Below are 17,745 nucleotides of genomic sequence, written 5' to 3'. Positions count from 1 at the left end.
CTATAGTTCCTTAATTGAAATATGATTCATACAAAATCACTATCTATCTTAAAATATAGAACCTAAACACGATCAACCAGTACAATATTATAAAGAAGCCATAGAGTGTAAATAAGTACTCAGACAAAGCAGAAGTGACTCAAACTATAGCTAGCTGCTACTCTAAAATAGGCGATATATTGAGCGAAGCAGAAGATTATAATGAAGCTCTAACATGTAATGAAGAACTTAAAGAAATGTACAATAAAATCGACGATATGCTATTTAACTTAGGACGTGAAGACTCAGCTATCATATTTTATAGAAAGAATAATAAATTAGACTCTATATTAAAATGTTATGACAGTCTTATAAATAAGGCTGAAAAGCCTATAAAATATGATTTATATATGACCCAAGGAAACGAACTTTGCTTTCAAAACAACAGGAAACAGATGCTGCAGAATCATATTTTAAAGCAGCTGGTGTTGTACGTGATCCTCAAAAACAACGAGATGCAATGCTTATGGCATACAATATTCTTAGGAAACCCAAATAATAACATAATTCAACAAACAGATATTTCAGAACAACAACAAAGAGAGGGATATCTTAATGGTATAATCGGCGATATTATTGATCTGTGACCTTTCACTGGTATTAAGCGGCTTATTATTCCTCTCTGTCATCCCGTGATTTATGCATGGAATCCAGTAAAACATATAAAAATTTATTTTTATATGTTTATTTTGTTAAACATGTAGTGTAGGTAACAATATTGAAGTTATTTTTCCTGGACCCCGTGGTCAGGCTACGGGGTGACAGTGAAAAACCCATGAACGCTCACCTTGATCTATCTATCTCAGTAAATCATTTAGGCTTACTTTAGCTCTAGTAGTTTTATCGACTTGTTTTACGATAACTACGCAATAAAGTCCAGGCTTACCGGCTTCCTTAGCAGGTAATACTCCTGGAACTACAACGGAATAAGCCGGAATTCTGCCGTAAATAATTTCACCTGTATCTCTATATACTATTTTTGTAGAGCTACCGATAAACACCCCCATACTAATTACTGCTCCTTCCTCTACTATTACACCTTCTGCTATTTCCGATCTTGCACCGATAAAACAATTATCTTCAATGATAACAGGCTTTGCTTGCAACGGCTCAAGCACCCCACCTATTCCCGTGCCGCCTGAAATATGACAATGCTTGCCGATTTGAGCACATGAGCCGATAGTAGCCCATGTATCAATCATTGTTCCCTCATCTATATAAGCACCTATATTAATGAAAGAAGGCATAATTACAACATTTTTAGCTATATAAGTACCGGTTCTAACAACAGCTCCGGGCACTTTGCGTATAGCTGCTTCTTTGAATGTATTTTTATCAGTATCTGCAGAAAATTTAGGAGCAACTTTGTCATACCAACTATTATAATTGTTATTATAAAGTTGTGATTCCGCAGTGATCAAATATAGCAATATAGCTTTCTTTACCCATTCATTAACGTGCCAACTATTTTCTTGCTTTTCACACACACGAATCGTACCTTGATTTAGGCTTGCTATACTATCATTAAGAGTTTGCGTTAATGTTATAAGCTTTGAAGAATCTTGAAGAAGTTTGTCCTTAATTTGCCAAGCTTCTTCAATTTCTTTAATAAGAGAGGACATATCTTTTAACTGTTTTATTGCCAAAAATAATAAATGAGATTATCCTGAAGTCAAACATAATAATTATAATTAACTATGCATATTACTTGCCCAAAGTGCCAAACAAGATTTATTGTTACAAGCAATCAAATAGGTATTAACGGACGACGAGTAAAATGTTCCAAATGTAGCTATTTGTGGTATCAGAAATTAGACTATAATACTAGTACATTAAATGACTTTAAAGATAAAGTCAACACGGGAACTATTAAAACTCCTATTAAAAATCATTACAATGCTAATGTGCCGGTTATTTTACCGTATATTCCTCCTAAGAAAAAATATAATATATTTCCAATATTATGGACTAGCTTTATAATTTTTTGTTTAGTGATATTACTAATAGATAGCTTTAAATTCTTAGATCAATATGATCAATTAAAGATAGAAGAAATTAATTTAGGCAAATCTCGTCATATAGGCGGTATGAAGATATTTTATAAATTATCTAATGAGTCTGATTATTTAATTTCCGACCCTATAATCAAAGTAAGAGTAATGGATACTAATAATCAAGCTTTAGATGAATATGTGTCAATTACAAAACTACAAACAAAAATCCCTGCAAAACAAGCAATATATCTAGAAATGAATATTGAAGGGATCCCTATTACAGCAAAATATATTGATATTGTTATAGGTAATAGATTAGGACTTTTATTTAAGTGAGGATGTTGTTGCATAGACCGACAAAATCTACTGTCATCCCGTGGTTTAACCACGTGATCCATCAAAACAATTAAAACACTATTGAGTATTGTACGAATGTTGCTGTTGACCTGAGTATAAAGGCAATTGATGTCATTCCCACGTAGGCGGAATCCAGTAAAACATATAAAAACTTGTTTTTATATGTTTATTTTTATTAAATATGTAACCTATATTAAGGTTGTCTTGTCCCTACCTTTGCAGGAATGACATAGGGGGCTATGTAACAACATCACTTAAAAATAAAAATACCCATAAGCCGAAGCTTATGGGTATTACTAAAGATATAATAATTTTTTTGTGTATTAGGAAACACCACAACTTGAGCTATTAGAATCACTTGATACCATATTAACAATATCTGGAGCTTTAAATAATATAATGATTGCAGTAACTACCACTAAAGCTACTTCCCACTGCAATTTTCCTCTTAATGTTTGAATTCCCAGAACAATTATACCGACAATAGCTATACCTTTTGCAGTATTGCCTCTGAATACTTTAATTAACTTACATAATGCCTCACCTACAGGATCGCCGACATTACTACCTAAGCTATCAAAAGCTACCATAATAATAGCCACGCTTAGAATAGTAAATAATATGCGTAATGATAGCTTATAATCGATTAATTCTTCGTTTAATTTACGAATAGGAAAGTTCATATGTTTTACCTCAATAAAATAATTAGCATTTAAAAAATAATGTATAATTTATTTATATATAAATCAACTCCTAAATATATGCAATTTTAATTAATATGCAAAAAATATGCAAAAATATTTTAAAAACACTTATTTTAAGTAACATTATAATCACATAATAGTATAATTTAACTTCCAAATATATAAACAAACGTAAATAAAAATAACCAAACCACATCTACAAAATGCCAGTACCATGCAGCACATTCAAACCCTAAATGTCCATTACCTTCTGTAGTAAAATCTCCTCTTTTTGCTCTAAAGTAGCAAATTATTAGAAATATGGTACCTATAATTACATGAGCTCCATGAAGACCCGTGGCTAAATAAAAATTAGAAGCATATATACCATCTGTAAATTTAAACGCCGCATGGTAATATTCATATGCCTGCATAGTTGTAAAAAATATTCCAAGCAATATGGTAAGAGCAAGTGCAGTTACACAATCTTTTTGATTTTTTTCTTCTAAGGCGTAGTGAGCCCAAGTAACGGTCGTACCTGATAAGAGTAGTATTAAAGTATTGATAAAAGGAATATCAAACGGCTCAAAAGTTTTAATTGTAGGTGGAGGCCAAATGCCCTGCTTTACAACCCATACACCATCTAAAAGACCTACGGGTGATAGACTTGATTTAAAAAAAGAAGCAAAAAATACACCAAAAAATACTATTTCCGTTAAGATAAATAACGCCATACCTATTTGCAAACCTTTTCTAACAGGACTAGTATGCTGATGTTCGACTATTCCTTCTTTCACTATATCTCTCCACCAAGAATATAAACAGTAACCTACTGAAATAATCCCTGCAGATAAAATATATATATTAAATTTGTATCCATGCATGAACGAGACGCCGCCTATAACCAAAAGAAGTAAAGCAAAAGATGTTAGGACGGGCCAAGGGCTTGGGTCTACTATATGGAATAAGTGCGATTTAGTAATAGAATATGAATTATTTAAAATTATCTTTTGACTCATATTGTTACATATTGTTATTTTATATTTCCTAATTATCACCAATAACACACTACAAAAGTAATCTGCTATTCGCATGAGTGAAAATAAATATAAATTATTATTGATGTAAAAGCAAATGCTAGAAGGAGATTATATAGAAAATATACCCCCCAACTCAGAATTACATTATTTATTATCAATGACAACTAAAATCTCTTGACTCTTTATATTATTCAACTAATATATAGACCGCTAATAATGTTTAAACTCCATTGTTGCAAGACCAATCTGTCAAAACTTAATATTAAGTTATGCCAGGAGTCTATTATTACAAGTGAGTACAATCATGAAGTATAATGGAGGTTGTTGTCTTATAGCAACGGATCTTAACCCCTGGCCCCTTTATTTATTAATTCTAAAAAATACAAATGCAAAAAATAAAGAACAACTTTAAAAAAAGTTTTTCTTTGCATCACCATTTCTAATAATATTACTAATGTTTTTTTATTATCTTCTTAATATCTTAGAAGTAAAATATTTCTAGATTTTTTAACTAATTAAGTTGTTAACTCTAAATTTTCTTACTTAAAATTATAGAAATACGACAAATTATCTTCACTATTTTACTAGTTATTTCTGCAAATATTGCCTCAGTACTATCATTCATTATAGCAATATTTTTATGTTCAATTTCATCAAGTCGAAATTTAATAATATTATTTAATAATTCTGACTCAACATTTTTATTTTCTAAATAATTTATTTGCTGTTCATAATGTTTTTCTATTATTTCTTCTACACTCTCGGTAATAAGCATCGCCGTTTTTATTCCCATCAAGGAAGATAAAGCACCAAGTAAAAATCCGTAATGATGCCAAAAAAATAATAAAAACGTGGGTCTCACTTCTTTTTCCAGTAATTTTTTTTCAAAATAATTTAAATGCACTTCTTCGTGGTCAAGCATTTCTTTAATCAATATACGATCATTTTGAGATTTAATATATTTTAGCTGTCCTTGATAAATTCTTTTTGCACCATATTCTCCGGCATGATTAACTCTAATTATCTCGTGAATTTGTTTGTCAGGGTCAGAAAAATCAGGTCTAGGCATAATGTATACTCGTTTAATTTGAAAAATTGGCTACGTCATCTTATAAGAGCTACGGTGCTCACGTATTAAGGGTGCTCACGTATTAAGTATACGCTCCGCTCCTCGCCTTATAGTCTCCTTGCTCTTTTCCAAATTAAACTTCGTCTACTGTTCATTTACTTTGGAGTATACTTTGGAATAAATCGAAACTAGCAGGATTTAACTTATAATCCACTTCTGCCTGTTGTAGCACTTTTAAAGTCTTTAGACATTCAGTAAGGCTAAGACCGTTTGCTATCTTCGTAAAATCATTAATATACTGATAGAAAATCGGTGGTGATAATGATTTTATTGCGAGTTCCAAACGCTCACCGTTTTTTACTTTCGACAAAACTATATATAAACTTAAATAATGCCTTATTAATGCTCTAATAATTAAAACTTCATTGATATTTTGTTTTTTTAATATATCAAGTTCTTGCAGAAAATTACTATAATCTTTTTTTGAAAAATACATTGCTAAATCACTGCCGTTTGCCGTAATTTCGCTACTTATAACTTCTAGAACGTCGTTTAAAGTAATTTCGTGTGCGTCGTGAACAAAATATATTAATTTATTTATTTCGCTACAAATTAAATCATGATCACCTTTTAAATGAGCTTTTAAATAAATGATAGCTTCTTTACTTATAACTTTATTAGTTTTTTCTACTTTACCTAAAATAATTCGTTCAATTTTTGCTTCATCATCATGATAACAAGCAACTGCTGCTAAATATTCTTCCGTTTCAAAAAACTTTCTAATGCTCCCACTAGAAGTTATTTCTTCACCTATAAATACAGGAAAATTTATATAATCACTGTTGAGCATTGTTTTTAAATTCTGATCGATTGAATTCCCAACCGATCTAATTTTAATTAATTCTTTTTGACCAAAAAAATTAGACGAATTAAGTAATATTTCTAAAGATGAAATATTAAGATCTGCGTATTCTATAGAAGTTTGTAGCATATTTAAGCTTTGTACTAAATGCTTACAAATTTTTTCTATATAACCTTTATCAGGACCATATAGTAAAAGAGCTCTAATCTTTCCGGATGTTATTAGTTCAAATAATCTACCTATTTGTGAAAAATAAAATTTCATAACTTAACTATTTCCGTGTAAAATATAAAATTAATCTGCTACGCATTTCTTCTGCTGCTTGATATGCCAAGTCTATTCCTGTTTTATCTCTTTCAACATTTGTCGCATATGGTGTAAAAATAGCATTATATGACGTGTTTTGGTAAAACTTCTCTTCAATTAAAACCTTTTGGCTTTCTATATCAATTAATTTATATCTAACTAATTGATTAATATATTCCCTTAAAACATTGGAGTTTTTTTCAATAGTAGCAGGCATAGTTGTTGCGATAAGCTTTACTTTAAGCAGGTATTTTGCTTGTGCTTTCTGAGGTAAAATACTAGTTAAACGATGATAAAACTCAGCCCCTTCAATTGTTCGAATTGGTTCAACTTCAATAGCTTCTAAATCATTATTTCTACTGTATTTTTCACTATATACCGGTTTTAAATTACAACTGCTCATTAGAAAGAATATAATTATTACAAATAAAGAACGCATATATTAGATTAAGATTGGTGTTTTTATATTAATAACAGTTTATTTCGATTTTGTGAAAGAAAATTATAATAATGAGCATTTATTAATATTTATAATAATATGTTAATTTATGTTGACATTAATAAGTGAGGCTTGTATGCTGTCACTTCAAAATTTTTAAGGCATTAGATGTTATTACCTAAACTTGTTCTAAGTATTCCAATACACATGCACACAGCATTGGTAAAAATAAGCGCATATTTTCTCCTACTAGAAAAAGTAACTTTAACAAAATATAACTTAACAGAAAATATTGAAACGCTCAAAGTAAATACAGATGAAGCTAACACTGTAAAGATTACAAAAGAGGATTTAAAAAAATCTTTTGAGTTACATGAAGAAAAATTGATACTATTAGCACAAAAACTATCATTACAAACATCAATTAGTTATGATGCTTATAACCCTCAAACAGAGTATTACCCATTGATAGGAGAAGATGGAAATATCAATTATATCCCTATAACCGAATTATAATCTTTTAAGCTTTAAATTTAATCGGTAAGTTTTATATACTTACCGTTTTTTATTAAAGAACTCTCTATATCTTCCTTGCAAATCTAATACTCTATGTTAAATTTATAAGGAAGATGCTTGTCCGATAATTTACAAAATTTTTATACAAGCTCCATTATTGTATGCTTATTTTTTCCGATTATAGACATATCATCTCTAAAATATTTTATCTTCTGCCCAACCATACCATGGTTCTATATTAAGCAGGTCTATAATATCTCGTTCACAATTTTGCAATATTTCTAATATTTCTTTACTAGTATTATAATATGATGGAGTAAGACCTGAAGCATCTTTGATCATTACTAAATAAGGATTTTTTAAGTTTTGATAATCTCTTTGTTAGCAATTCCTGTAACTGCTGAATGTAATACTGTTGAATCGTTATAGGTTATCTTTGTTACGTATTTAGCTAATTCTAATATTTTTTCAACTAATGTTTTATCCTCAACCGCATCATGTAAGATATACTTATTATTTTTATCAAATAGAAGTATAGTGCAGCAGCTTCATCATTCTTGTCTATTAATGCTTTGAATTTTCTTAAGAAGCTTCTTTTTTAGAAACATTCCTCTCTATATCATCATCTGAACGTGGTGATGTTAGTGAATTCTGAGTATTAGAGTTATTAGTATTTTTTGTAAAAAACTTAAAAAAAGATGTTTTTTGTTTTATCTACTGTAGGTATTTGTTCTTTAGTCATTAATTTTCCTAAATTTATTAATTATTTTAGGAGAAATTGTTAATTAGCTATGTTTCTTAGGTGGTGAGTAAGGGGCGCTTTTTCTGTCATTGCGAGGAAATTGCATAGCAATTGACGAAGCAAAATCTCAGGAGAGTTTGTTATTATTTCATGAGATTGTCACGCAGCCTACGGCTGCTCGCAATGACGGTTTTAGTATGTATCCACGCAACAATGCTGTCTCGCTTTTGCAGGAATAACATAAAGAATATTTATCAATCCACTCAAAAATGACCTAGTTGGCGAACTACTCTGAGCTAATTTGCAATTCTCCTAAAATATAAGATTATAAATTTAAGAATAATAACGCAACAAACCAAGTTGAATTATATATTACTTTATCGATTAAGAATTGTTAATTTATCACAATATCATTAGTTACTGAAGTTTTATATTTTCCATATCCCAATCATGAGAAATAGTATTATACTTTAATATATAAGGCTTAGTATCTATAGAATCTAGAGTTACATCAGCAATCATATCATCATGCGACGAGATAAGTTCATTATAACCGAAATTAGCATAATAAGGTTGATAATTTCTAAATCTAACCGTTATAAACTTCTCTTTAGTAATAGCAGGCAAGAATTTCACCAAATCATCAAGATTACTTAAAGCTAAAGCTTTCATCTCAAAAATTTGCAATCTATAAACATTTTTATAATCTTTAGTAAAAAACGTTGGTATAGAGCTAAAGCTACTACCGGATTGAACGGAAGCTATACTTAGAGCTTTAAGAGGAATACCTGATTTATTACTAAAATAATCATCGGCTTCAAAAAATACTGCACCGCCGAAATTTATCATTTTAGCGATTTTATTATTGTTCACATCATATAAATCTACTACTTGTTCTAGCTTTTTTCCGTCACGAAATATAGTAAGTTTAATAGCTATTCCTTTGAAATTATCCATTTCTCTATCAAATAATGCTAGATTGCCGCCGAGTTCCTTATCATTAACTGCCCAAATAATATCACCGGCTTTTAAAGATTTTGCGGCAGGTGATCCGGCTAGAACTGCCTTAATACTTATCACTCTATTTCTACTATCAGGAAATTTCTTTATATATTTATCCATTTCTTCTTTAGGGAAATTGTGATGTCTCACTGCTTTATTTAAAGAATATAACTCGCTTATTATTCCTATATGTTTTCTGCCTGGTTGTTTATTATTCTTTAAACTTTCTAAAGTGCGAGCTACATAATCACCGTGCAGTGCTAGAGAATGAGTTTTACCGCCACCATATAATACGCCTATAGCCTCAATCTTATCATTTAATACCGGTGAACCGCTAGCACCTCCTGTAGTATTTAAATTAATAACATAAGTACATTGCGGCATTAAACCTTCAATATTATAAAGATCAGACAAATAACCGGTATGGAAAGAAAAACCTTTTGCTTCTGTGTTACCGACTACAAAAACCTTTTGATTTAATTTTGGCAATTCGCTTGCAAAAGATATTTGCGTTGCTGATGCCGGTATATCTTTACTCTCTACTTTTAAAACGGCATAATCTTGCCAAATATCGTAATAGATAAGTTTTGCTTCTGCCTGCTCACCGTTATAAAAAGTAACAAAATAAGTTCCGATAGACGCACCGCCGACAACATGAGTATTAGTAATTATATAACCGTTGTTCTTATTGTTGATAAATCCCGTTCCAGTCCAACTACTTGTATCGTCATATGCCGATACGGCAATTCTAGTATCGATCGTTACGATTGCTTTCTTTGCTTTTTCAAATATACTAGTGCTTGTTTCGCTAGATGCTAAAACTATAATATTATTTAGGAAAACTAAATTAATAATAAATAAAAGTTTTAGTAAAATCGGTAGTTTTTTCATTGTTATCTCTTGTAAAATCATTTAAGCCGCACTATATCAAATCAAAAGTCATAATAAAATAAAAAAAAGAAAACGAGGAATCTTATGGGAAAAGTAATAGGTATCGACCTTGGGACTACCAACTCTTGTGTTGCGGTCATGGAAGGTAAAGAACCAAAGGTAATAGAAAATGCAGAAGGTGAAAGAACTACGCCGTCAATAATAGCTTTTGCAAACGGCGAAAAATTAGTCGGGCAATCTGCTAAGAGGCAAGCAGTAACTAACCCTCGCAATACTATATATGCGGTAAAGCGATTAATCGGTAGAAATTTTATCGATCCTATGGTTAGGAAAGACCAAGGTATTGTACCGTATAATATAGTTAAAGCCGATAACGGGGATGCATGGGTCGAAGCGGATAATAATAAATATTCACCAAGTCAAATTAGTGCATTCATTTTACAAAAAATGAAAGAAACTGCTGAGAATTATTTAGGAGACAAAGTGATACAAGCAGTAATTACCGTACCTGCTTATTTTAATGATGCACAGCGTCAAGCAACGAAAGACGCCGGTAAAATAGCAGGTCTTGAGGTCCTTAGAATAATCAACGAGCCGACTGCTGCAGCTCTTGCTTACGGTTTCGAGAAATCGGCAAGTAAAACTATTGCAGTATACGATCTTGGCGGCGGAACATTCGATGTTTCAATTCTTGAGATCGCTGACGGTGTTTTTGAAGTGAAATCAACAAACGGCGATACATTCCTTGGCGGCGAAGATTTCGATACAAGAATATTAAACCATTTAATAGATGTATTCAAAAAAGAAAACGGTATAGATTTAAGTAAAGATCCTTTAGCACTTCAACGTTTGAAAGAAGCTGCGGAAAAAGCTAAGAAAGAGCTATCTTCTGCAGTAACTACCGATATTAATTTACCTTATATTACGGCTGATAGTAACGGTCCAAAACACTTAAATATTAAATTTACTAGAGCTGAACTAGAAAAATTAGTAGATGATTTAGTTGAAAAAACAATTGAGCCTTGCCGTAAAGCACTACAGGATGCAGGTTTTAAAGCTTCTGATATTCAAGAAGTAATATTAGTAGGCGGTATGACTAGAATGCCAAAAGTACAAGAAGCCGTAAAAAAATTCTTCGGACGTGAGCCGCATAAAGGCGTAAATCCCGATGAGGTTGTAGCTCTCGGTGCTGCTATTCAAGGCGGAGTACTTAATAAAGAAGTAACGGATATATTATTATTAGACGTTACACCTCTATCCCTTGGCATTGAAACTCTTGGCGGCGTATTTACAAGATTAATTGATCGTAATACTACTATACCTACTAAGAAAAGTCAGATATTCTCAACTGCTGATGATAACCAGCATGCCGTAACTATTAGAGTATTCCAAGGTGAACGTGAAATGGCAAAAGATAATAAATTACTTGGTCAGTTTAATCTCGAAGGTATACCTCTTGCACCAAGAGGTTTGCCACAAATAGAAGTAACGTTTGACATTGATGCTAACGGAATAGTGCATGTTTCAGCTAAAGATAAAGCAAGCGGTAAAGAGCAGAAAGTCACTATTCAAGCTTCCGGTGGTCTTAGCGATGCGGAAATTGAACAAATGGTTAAAGATGCCGAACAAAATGCTGATGAAGACAAAAAGCGTAAGGAACTTATTGAAGCAAAAAATGCTGCCGATAGTTTAGTTTATTCTACTGAAAAAACTCTTACAGAATATGGCGATAAATTATCATCAGACGATAAAGGAGCTGTTGAAGAAGCACTAGCCGCTTTAAAAGCCGTGCTTAAATCGGAAGATACTGCTTTGATTAAAGAAAAGACCGAAAGTTTAACTGCAGCTAGCATGAAAATCGGTGAAGCGATGTATAAAGCACAAAGCGAGAGCCAACCTGCTGCAGAAAGTGCCACTAATGATGAAAAAATAGTAGATGCCGACTTTCAAGATGTAGAGAAGAAGTAGAAGTAATTTCGTCATTGCAAGGAGCGAAGCGATGTGGCAATCTCGTTAAATATCCTGAGATTGCTTTGTCAAATTACTATGTAATTTTCCTCGTAATGACGTTACAATCTCATTTTATAAATTAACTTATGTCACAAAATTATTACCAAATACTAGGGGTTAGTAAAACAGCTAGCCAAGCTGACCTTAAAAAAGCCTACCTCAAGCTAGCCAAGCAATATCACCCTGATACTACTGATGCTAAAGATGCTGAAAAGAAATTTAAAGAAATCAATGCCGCTTATGATGTTCTAAAAGATGAGCAAAAAAGAGCTGCTTATGACCGTTTGGGACACGATGCTTTTCAAAATCAACAATCACGAGGGGGAGGAGGAAATCATGGCGGTTTTCACCCTGACATTAACGACATATTCGGTGACTTCTTTAGCGACTTTATGGGAGGCAGCAGAAGATCATCACGCCCAACTTCAGCTAAAGTTAGAGGCTCAGATTTAAAATATAATCTGAAAATTAACCTAGAGGAAGCATTTCACGGTATAGAAAAAAATATTAGCTTTTCTAGCGCAGTAAAATGCGATACTTGTCATGGTAGCGGTTCTGAAAAAGGTGAAACCGTAACTACTTGCGATGCTTGCAGCGGTATTGGAGCGACTAGAATGCAGCAAGGATTCTTTACGATCGAACAAGCTTGTCATAAATGCCAAGGTAACGGACACATTATAAAAAATCCTTGCAAGAAATGTCATGGCATGGGACGTTACCATAAACAACGAAATTTATCGGTAAACATTCCTGCCGGTGTTGAAAACGGTACTAGAATAAGACATACCGGAGAAGGGGAAGCAGGTATTAGAGGCGGTAATAGCGGTGATTTATACGTTGATATAACAATAAAACCACATGATATTTATAAAGTAGACGGAGCAAATCTACATTGTAAACTACCTATTAGTTTTGTGAATGCTGCTCTTGGAGGAGAGATAGAAGTACCGGTAATTGAAGGTGGAAAAGTAAACTTAACAATTCCTGCAGGCACACAAAACGGTGATCAATTAAGGCTACGCAGCAAAGGTATGTCTAAAATGAGATCAACTATTAGGGGTGATATGCTTACGCATATTCATGTCGAAGTACCTAAAAATTTATCTAAAAGACAACGTGAATTACTAGAAGAATTCAAAAAAGAATCCATACATGAAAAAGAAAATGACGGCAGCTTTTTTAATAAAATGAAAAGTCTGTGGTCGTAAATTTTATTTACCTTTCCTATAGCAATGAAACCTCCAATATTATAAAATATTATTTGCATAATATTACCGGAGGTTTTTATGCCTTATAAGAATAATAACGATTTACCTGATTCAGTTAAAAATCATCTTCCGAGCCATGCTAAGGATATTTATCGCGAAGCTTTTACTCATGGCATTTGAACCATATAAGGATGCCGATAAAAGACGTGGAAATGACTCTAGAGAGACAGTTGCACATAAAGTAGCATGGTCGGCCGTAGAAAAAAAATACCCTAAAAATGATAAAGGACATTGGGTAGAGAAATAAGTCCAAGAATATAGACCTATTCTTCTAGGGGTAATTTGTACGTCGATCCGGTATTCGAATCCTTACGTACAAGTGTACGCTGCGATTCTGCATGCTGTGTTTCCCTTAAATTCCTCCCTATAAACGAGTTTCTGAATAGGTCTAATCTATAAGTTTGTGAGATTTTAAATTGAATCCTTGAAATTCTGTAAGCCTATATGTATATTTAGTTATTAACTGAATTTAAGTTCTTATGAAATTAACAAAATTATTGAGTACCCTTTTAGTTATAGGGTTAGTTTTAGGCGGGTGCAAAAACAAAAAAAACAGTAATGACATAGTAGTCCCTATCGCTACCCTTTATAATGAAGGTATTACCTTATTGGCAAAGAAAAAATATAAGAACGCTGCAGAAGAATTCGGAAGAGTATTGTACCAGCATCCAGGTAATGAAATGACGCCGCAAGCCGAATTGATGCAGGCTTATTCTTTATTTCTCGCCGCTCAATATGAAGAAGCGGTTGATGTGCTTGATATGTTCATTAAGTTGCACCCTGCAAATGTTGACATTGCTTATGCATATTACCTTAAAGCATTATCATATTATATGTTAATTTCAGACGTAAATCATGATCAATCTAGAACTTTCCTAGCTAAAGATAGTTTTGAAGACATAATAGCAAAATTCCCAAATACTAAATATGCTATTGATTCATCTTTAAAAATTGATCTAGTAAACGATCATTTAGCAGGTAAAGCGATGATGGTAGGTCGCTTTTACTTAAAGAAAAAGAATCCGATGGCAGCTATAAATAGATTTGAAGAGGTAATTGATAATTATCAAACTACTTCTCACTCGGTAGAAGCTCTTTACCGTTTAGCCGAGAGTTATATGATGCTTGGACTTCCGGATGAAGCAAAAAAATATGCCTCAGTGCTAGGTTACAACTATCCTGATAGTCAATGGTATAGTTATGCGTACATGCTAGTTCAGAACCACCAAAATTAAGCGGTATATGTTCTACAGTCTCTCAGTTAAAAACTTCATTCTGATAGATGAGCTGGAAATTGAGTTTAATAAAGGTTTATGTGTTATTACCGGTGAAACGGGAGCTGGTAAATCTATTTTACTTGATGCTATTTTATTTTGCTTAGGTTATAAAACTTCAAATAATATAATAAAGCATGGAAAAGATTACGCTGTTGTTAATATACTATTCTCTTTAAATGAAGAAATAAAAAATTTTCTGGTTCAAAATTTTATTGAACCTGAAGAGTTATTGTTTGTAAAGTGTCTGCAAAAAGCCGAAGGACGAAAAAATTTTTTCATTAATAATCAAGTGGTTACTAAAGCTCTTATGCAGCAATTAGCTACTTATTTATTCGAGCTTCATGGACAAAATAATAATATTTCTCTTCTAGAAGCAAATACGCAGCGTGATATTTTAGATAGTTATGGAAATCTTTTGGACTTTCGAGCGGAGCTTTCCAAATGCTATCAGGCTTGGCAAAATACTCGGAAAGAAATAGCCGAAATAACACTTAAGCAAAATTCTATAGAACAAGAAATTGATTATTTGCGCTTTGCAACGGAAGAATTAACTACACTGAACATTCAAACAGGTGAAGAAGAACAATTAGCAAATCTACGAAAAGATTTGCAAAATAAAGATAAGGATTTACAGCTAATAAAAGATATTCTAGAACAGATTAATAACCCTGAAATAAATACATCGATTAATAGAGCAAAGAAATTATTAGCAAGGCAAGGCAACAATGAGCGTTTTGAAGCTATCATTACAAGTTTAGAGGAAGCCTATAATAATCTAGAAGAAGCACGCCAAGAATTATCAAATCTGTTAGATAGTTTCAATTATGAGGAATATAATCTTGAAGAAACAGAAGAAAGATTATTTTTAATAAAAGCTATTAGCCGTAAATATAATGTTCCTGCTGATGCGTTAGGTGTATTTTTAGATAAATCTTTAGAGCAGCTCAGTATATTAAACAACAAAATAACAAATAGTAATGAGTTGAAAGCTCAAGAAATACTACTGCAGAAAAAATATTATGAACTAGCGAGTAATTTATCTGTAAAGCGTCTTATTGTTGCAAAACATCTAGAAGAATCGTTGCATCAGGAGCTAAAGCAGCTTAAAATGGCGAAAGCAATTTTTGAGATTGAGATAAATGCTAAAGCACCAACAGCCGACGGTAATGACGATATTGTGTTTAAAGCGTCTACTAACCCGGGAACGGCAGCTGCAGCAATTAATAAAATCGCTTCCGGCGGTGAATTATCAAGATTCATGTTAGCTTTAAAAACTTCTTTGTTTGATAAAATGGTAAAACCATCTATTATATTTGATGAAATAGATGTCGGGATTGGCGGAGAGGTTGCAGATAAAGTAGGTGAGCGATTAAAAAAACTTAGTAGTGTTACTCAAGTAATAGTTATTACGCACCAGCCGCAAGTAGCAGGTAAAGCGGATTTGCATATAAAAATCGAGAAAACACAGCTAGAGAAAGAAACGAAAGTAATGGTAAAAGCTTTAAATTTAGCTGAAAGACAGGAAGAACTCGCCCGCATGATTTCAGGTAAAACAATCACCAAAGCAAGTTTAAAAGCAGCAAAGGAGTTGTTGCATTTGTAATAGGCACTGGCGGTAATAGGTTTTACTGGATTCTCGCTTTCGCAGGAATGACATAATAGGGAACATATGAACAACAACTACACAAAATTAGAAAACGAATTTGCAACCATCTCACATTTTAATAATATCTTGAGCATATTATACTGGGATGTTGACGTAAATATGCCTATGGGTTCAGGTGAGAGTAGGACAAACGAAATAGTAACTTTAACGTCGCTAGTGCATTCTATGCTCAAATCTCCTATTCTAAACGAGCTACTTAGCAAGGCAAAAGAAGAATCAAAGAACCTTGATGAATGGCAGAATGGTAATATTAGAGAGATTGAGAGAAAAGTAACAGATGCAAATTGTATTGACGAACAGCTACAAAAGAAATTGGTAGCAGCTACTACTAAAGCCGCACTTGTTTGGCGAGAAGCAAGAAAACATAACGACTATAATTTATTCAAATCACACTTACAAAAAGTCTTAGATTATACGAAAGAAGTTGCTAAAGTACGAGCAGATGCTTTTAATTGCGGATTATACGACTCATTAATAGATATGTTTGATCCAAACAGAAAAAGTAGCGAGATCAAACAAGTTTTTTCAGTACTTAAAAAAGAACTCCCGCAGCTCATAAATAAAGTTTTAGACAAACAGAAAACCGAGAAAGAACTAGTAAAACACAGCAAACTAGCTCCTGCAATGCAAAAGCGTATCGGAAAACGCATTATAGGAATTATGCAGTTTGATCTAACAAAAGGACGATTAGACGAATCGACGCATCCTTTTTGCGGTGGAACTCCAAACGATATACGTTTAACTACTAGGTATGATAAAGATAATTTCATAAGCGGTTTAATGGGAATTATTCACGAAACAGGACATGCTTTATATGAGCAGAATCTACCGGAAATGTATAAAGGGCAGCCTGTCGGGCTTGCTAAAGGTATGGCATTCCATGAAAGCCAATCTTTATTTATGGAAATGCAAGTAGGTAGATCAAGAGAATTTACCGAATTTTTAGCTAAACTACTTAGAGACGAATTTGCTGTTAAAAGCGAAGAATATTCAGCAGCAAGTTTATATAGAAAAATTACAAGAGTGACGCCTGATTTTATAAGAGTAGATGCAGATGAAGTAACTTATCCGATGCACGTAATATTACGTTTTGAGATAGAGGAAATGCTTATCAATGGCGACTTGAATCTCGATGAATTACCAAACTGTTGGGATAGTAAGATGCAGGAATATTTAGGTGTTAAACCGGTAAGTTTTAGTAACGGCTGTCTTCAAGATATTCATTGGTCACACGGAAATTTCGGTTACTTTCCCGCCTATACAAACGGTGCAATTATCGCATCAATGGTGATGAAAAAAGTAAACGAGATGCATTCAAATATAAAAGATGATATATTAAAGGGTGATTTTAGTAATCTAAATAATTATCTAAATAAGAATTTTAGAAATCTCGGTTCGTTAAAAAATTCAGCCGATTTATTAAAAAGTGCTAGTGGTGAGGAAAAAATCAGCCCTGAGGTGTATATAAGATATTTAGAAGGGAAGTATTTATAGTAATAAAATCGTTACGAGGAAATTACGCAGTAATTGACGCAGCAATCTCGGAAGAATTGCTGAAATTGCCACGCTCCTTGCAGTCGCTTG

General features: G+C 32.6%; 17 protein-coding genes and 1 pseudogene. 10 read left to right on the top strand and 8 right to left on the bottom strand.

Annotated features, from left to right (window positions below; translation table 11 throughout):
- Positions 1-134 precede the first annotated feature (134 nt).
- Entirely contained in the window at positions 135-626 is a 492-nt protein-coding gene (locus ABVF33_RS05805; protein WP_499706623.1) for a hypothetical protein, read from the top strand.
- A 210-nt stretch (positions 627-836) separates the two neighbouring features.
- Here ABVF33_RS05805 and dapD read toward each other — a convergent pair whose 3' ends face one another.
- Positions 837-1,661, bottom strand: a complete 825-nt coding sequence (gene dapD / locus ABVF33_RS05800; protein ID WP_499706622.1) for a 2,3,4,5-tetrahydropyridine-2,6-dicarboxylate N-succinyltransferase — start codon at positions 1,659-1,661, stop codon at positions 837-839.
- 75 nt (positions 1,662-1,736) lie between these two features.
- On the opposite strand from dapD, the gene ABVF33_RS05795 reads away from it, so the two are divergent.
- Entirely contained in the window at positions 1,737-2,369 is a 633-nt protein-coding gene (locus tag ABVF33_RS05795; RefSeq protein WP_499706621.1) for an MJ0042-type zinc finger domain-containing protein, read from the top strand.
- Between the two features lie 344 nt (positions 2,370-2,713).
- On the opposite strand, the gene ABVF33_RS05790 is transcribed toward ABVF33_RS05795, so the two are convergent.
- The 5 genes from ABVF33_RS05790 to ABVF33_RS05770 all read right to left on the bottom strand — a co-directional run bounded on the left by ABVF33_RS05790 (position 2,714) and on the right by ABVF33_RS05770 (position 6,789).
- The gene (locus ABVF33_RS05790) at positions 2,714-3,073 is read right to left on the bottom strand and encodes a TrbC/VirB2 family type IV secretion system protein (protein WP_499706620.1); all 360 of its coding nucleotides are present in this window, start codon (positions 3,071-3,073) and stop codon (positions 2,714-2,716) included.
- Positions 3,074-3,240: 167 nt separating this feature from the next.
- On the bottom strand, positions 3,241-4,092 hold the full coding sequence (locus tag ABVF33_RS05785; RefSeq protein ID WP_499706619.1) for a cytochrome c oxidase subunit 3: 852 nt from the start codon (positions 4,090-4,092) through the stop codon (positions 3,241-3,243).
- Positions 4,093-4,642: 550 nt separating this feature from the next.
- Positions 4,643-5,182 carry a demethoxyubiquinone hydroxylase family protein gene (locus tag ABVF33_RS05780; RefSeq protein ID WP_499706618.1) on the bottom strand — a complete coding sequence of 180 codons (540 nt, stop codon included), beginning with the start codon at positions 5,180-5,182 and terminating at the stop codon, positions 4,643-4,645.
- 151 nt (positions 5,183-5,333) lie between these two features.
- Positions 5,334-6,308 carry a DNA polymerase III subunit delta gene (gene holA / locus ABVF33_RS05775; RefSeq protein WP_499706617.1) on the bottom strand — a complete coding sequence of 325 codons (975 nt, stop codon included), beginning with the start codon at positions 6,306-6,308 and terminating at the stop codon, positions 5,334-5,336.
- A gap of 7 nt (positions 6,309-6,315) precedes the next feature.
- Positions 6,316-6,789 carry a hypothetical protein gene (locus ABVF33_RS05770; protein ID WP_499706616.1) on the bottom strand — a complete coding sequence of 158 codons (474 nt, stop codon included), beginning with the start codon at positions 6,787-6,789 and terminating at the stop codon, positions 6,316-6,318.
- 168 nt (positions 6,790-6,957) lie between these two features.
- Here ABVF33_RS05770 and ABVF33_RS05765 point away from each other — a divergent pair, with 168 nt between their 5' ends.
- The gene (locus tag ABVF33_RS05765; RefSeq protein ID WP_499706615.1) at positions 6,958-7,305 is read left to right on the top strand and encodes a hypothetical protein; all 348 of its coding nucleotides are present in this window, start codon (positions 6,958-6,960) and stop codon (positions 7,303-7,305) included.
- 140 nt (positions 7,306-7,445) lie between these two features.
- Here the strand turns inward: ABVF33_RS05765 and ABVF33_RS05760 are convergent.
- Positions 7,446-7,739, bottom strand: a pseudogene (locus ABVF33_RS05760) (hypothetical protein).
- A 725-nt stretch (positions 7,740-8,464) separates the two neighbouring features.
- Positions 8,465-9,961: a S1C family serine protease gene (locus ABVF33_RS05755; RefSeq protein WP_499706614.1), complete on the bottom strand. Its 1,497-nt coding sequence runs from the start codon at positions 9,959-9,961 to the stop codon at positions 8,465-8,467.
- A 63-nt stretch (positions 9,962-10,024) separates the two neighbouring features.
- Here ABVF33_RS05755 and dnaK point away from each other — a divergent pair, with 63 nt between their 5' ends.
- The 7 genes from dnaK (at position 10,025) to ABVF33_RS05720 (ending at position 17,655) form a co-directional block, all read left to right on the top strand.
- Entirely contained in the window at positions 10,025-11,908 is a 1,884-nt protein-coding gene (gene dnaK, locus ABVF33_RS05750; RefSeq protein ID WP_499706613.1) for a molecular chaperone DnaK, read from the top strand.
- A gap of 128 nt (positions 11,909-12,036) precedes the next feature.
- Positions 12,037-13,158 (top strand): molecular chaperone DnaJ, encoded by a 1,122-nt coding sequence (gene dnaJ / locus ABVF33_RS05745; RefSeq protein ID WP_499706612.1) that lies wholly within the window; start codon positions 12,037-12,039, stop codon positions 13,156-13,158.
- A gap of 78 nt (positions 13,159-13,236) precedes the next feature.
- The gene (locus tag ABVF33_RS05740; protein WP_499706611.1) at positions 13,237-13,338 is read left to right on the top strand and encodes a ChaB family protein; all 102 of its coding nucleotides are present in this window, start codon (positions 13,237-13,239) and stop codon (positions 13,336-13,338) included.
- Positions 13,328-13,465, top strand: a complete 138-nt coding sequence (locus ABVF33_RS05735) for a ChaB family protein (RefSeq protein WP_499706610.1) — start codon at positions 13,328-13,330, stop codon at positions 13,463-13,465. The genes ABVF33_RS05740 and ABVF33_RS05735 overlap by 11 nt, the downstream gene beginning before the upstream one ends.
- A gap of 232 nt (positions 13,466-13,697) precedes the next feature.
- Positions 13,698-14,453, top strand: a complete 756-nt coding sequence (locus ABVF33_RS05730) for an outer membrane protein assembly factor BamD (RefSeq protein ID WP_499706609.1) — start codon at positions 13,698-13,700, stop codon at positions 14,451-14,453.
- 7 nt (positions 14,454-14,460) lie between these two features.
- A complete protein-coding gene (gene recN / locus ABVF33_RS05725) occupies positions 14,461-16,098 on the top strand; it encodes a DNA repair protein RecN (protein ID WP_499706608.1) in 1,638 nt (545 codons plus the stop codon).
- Between the two features lie 66 nt (positions 16,099-16,164).
- Positions 16,165-17,655 (top strand): carboxypeptidase M32, encoded by a 1,491-nt coding sequence (locus tag ABVF33_RS05720; RefSeq protein WP_499706607.1) that lies wholly within the window; start codon positions 16,165-16,167, stop codon positions 17,653-17,655.
- Positions 17,656-17,745 lie beyond the last annotated feature (90 nt).

The organism is Candidatus Rickettsia barbarica, assembly GCF_041477405.1.
Classification (GTDB): domain Bacteria; phylum Pseudomonadota; class Alphaproteobacteria; order Rickettsiales; family Rickettsiaceae; genus Rickettsia; species Rickettsia rickettsii.
Note: the sequence above shows the minus strand (reverse complement) of the source record. Positions and strands in the feature narration are given on the sequence as shown.

Coding starts and splice junctions, on each gene's coding strand:
- dnaJ (WP_499706612.1), top strand. CDS start 12,037: ATGTCACAAAATTATTACCAAATACTAGGGGTTAGTAAAACAGCTAGC.
- ABVF33_RS05770 (WP_499706616.1), bottom strand. CDS start 6,789: ATGCGTTCTTTATTTGTAATAATTATATTCTTTCTAATGAGCAGTTGT.
- ABVF33_RS05765 (WP_499706615.1), top strand. CDS start 6,958: ATGTTATTACCTAAACTTGTTCTAAGTATTCCAATACACATGCACACA.
- ABVF33_RS05785 (WP_499706619.1), bottom strand. CDS start 4,092: ATGAGTCAAAAGATAATTTTAAATAATTCATATTCTATTACTAAATCG.
- recN (WP_499706608.1), top strand. CDS start 14,461: ATGTTCTACAGTCTCTCAGTTAAAAACTTCATTCTGATAGATGAGCTG.
- ABVF33_RS05735 (WP_499706610.1), top strand. CDS start 13,328: ATGGCATTTGAACCATATAAGGATGCCGATAAAAGACGTGGAAATGAC.
- ABVF33_RS05795 (WP_499706621.1), top strand. CDS start 1,737: ATGCATATTACTTGCCCAAAGTGCCAAACAAGATTTATTGTTACAAGC.
- ABVF33_RS05780 (WP_499706618.1), bottom strand. CDS start 5,182: ATGCCTAGACCTGATTTTTCTGACCCTGACAAACAAATTCACGAGATA.
- ABVF33_RS05790 (WP_499706620.1), bottom strand. CDS start 3,073: ATGAACTTTCCTATTCGTAAATTAAACGAAGAATTAATCGATTATAAG.
- ABVF33_RS05720 (WP_499706607.1), top strand. CDS start 16,165: ATGAACAACAACTACACAAAATTAGAAAACGAATTTGCAACCATCTCA.
- dapD (WP_499706622.1), bottom strand. CDS start 1,661: ATGTCCTCTCTTATTAAAGAAATTGAAGAAGCTTGGCAAATTAAGGAC.
- holA (WP_499706617.1), bottom strand. CDS start 6,308: ATGAAATTTTATTTTTCACAAATAGGTAGATTATTTGAACTAATAACA.
- dnaK (WP_499706613.1), top strand. CDS start 10,025: ATGGGAAAAGTAATAGGTATCGACCTTGGGACTACCAACTCTTGTGTT.
- ABVF33_RS05730 (WP_499706609.1), top strand. CDS start 13,698: ATGAAATTAACAAAATTATTGAGTACCCTTTTAGTTATAGGGTTAGTT.
- ABVF33_RS05755 (WP_499706614.1), bottom strand. CDS start 9,961: ATGATTTTACAAGAGATAACAATGAAAAAACTACCGATTTTACTAAAA.
- ABVF33_RS05740 (WP_499706611.1), top strand. CDS start 13,237: ATGCCTTATAAGAATAATAACGATTTACCTGATTCAGTTAAAAATCAT.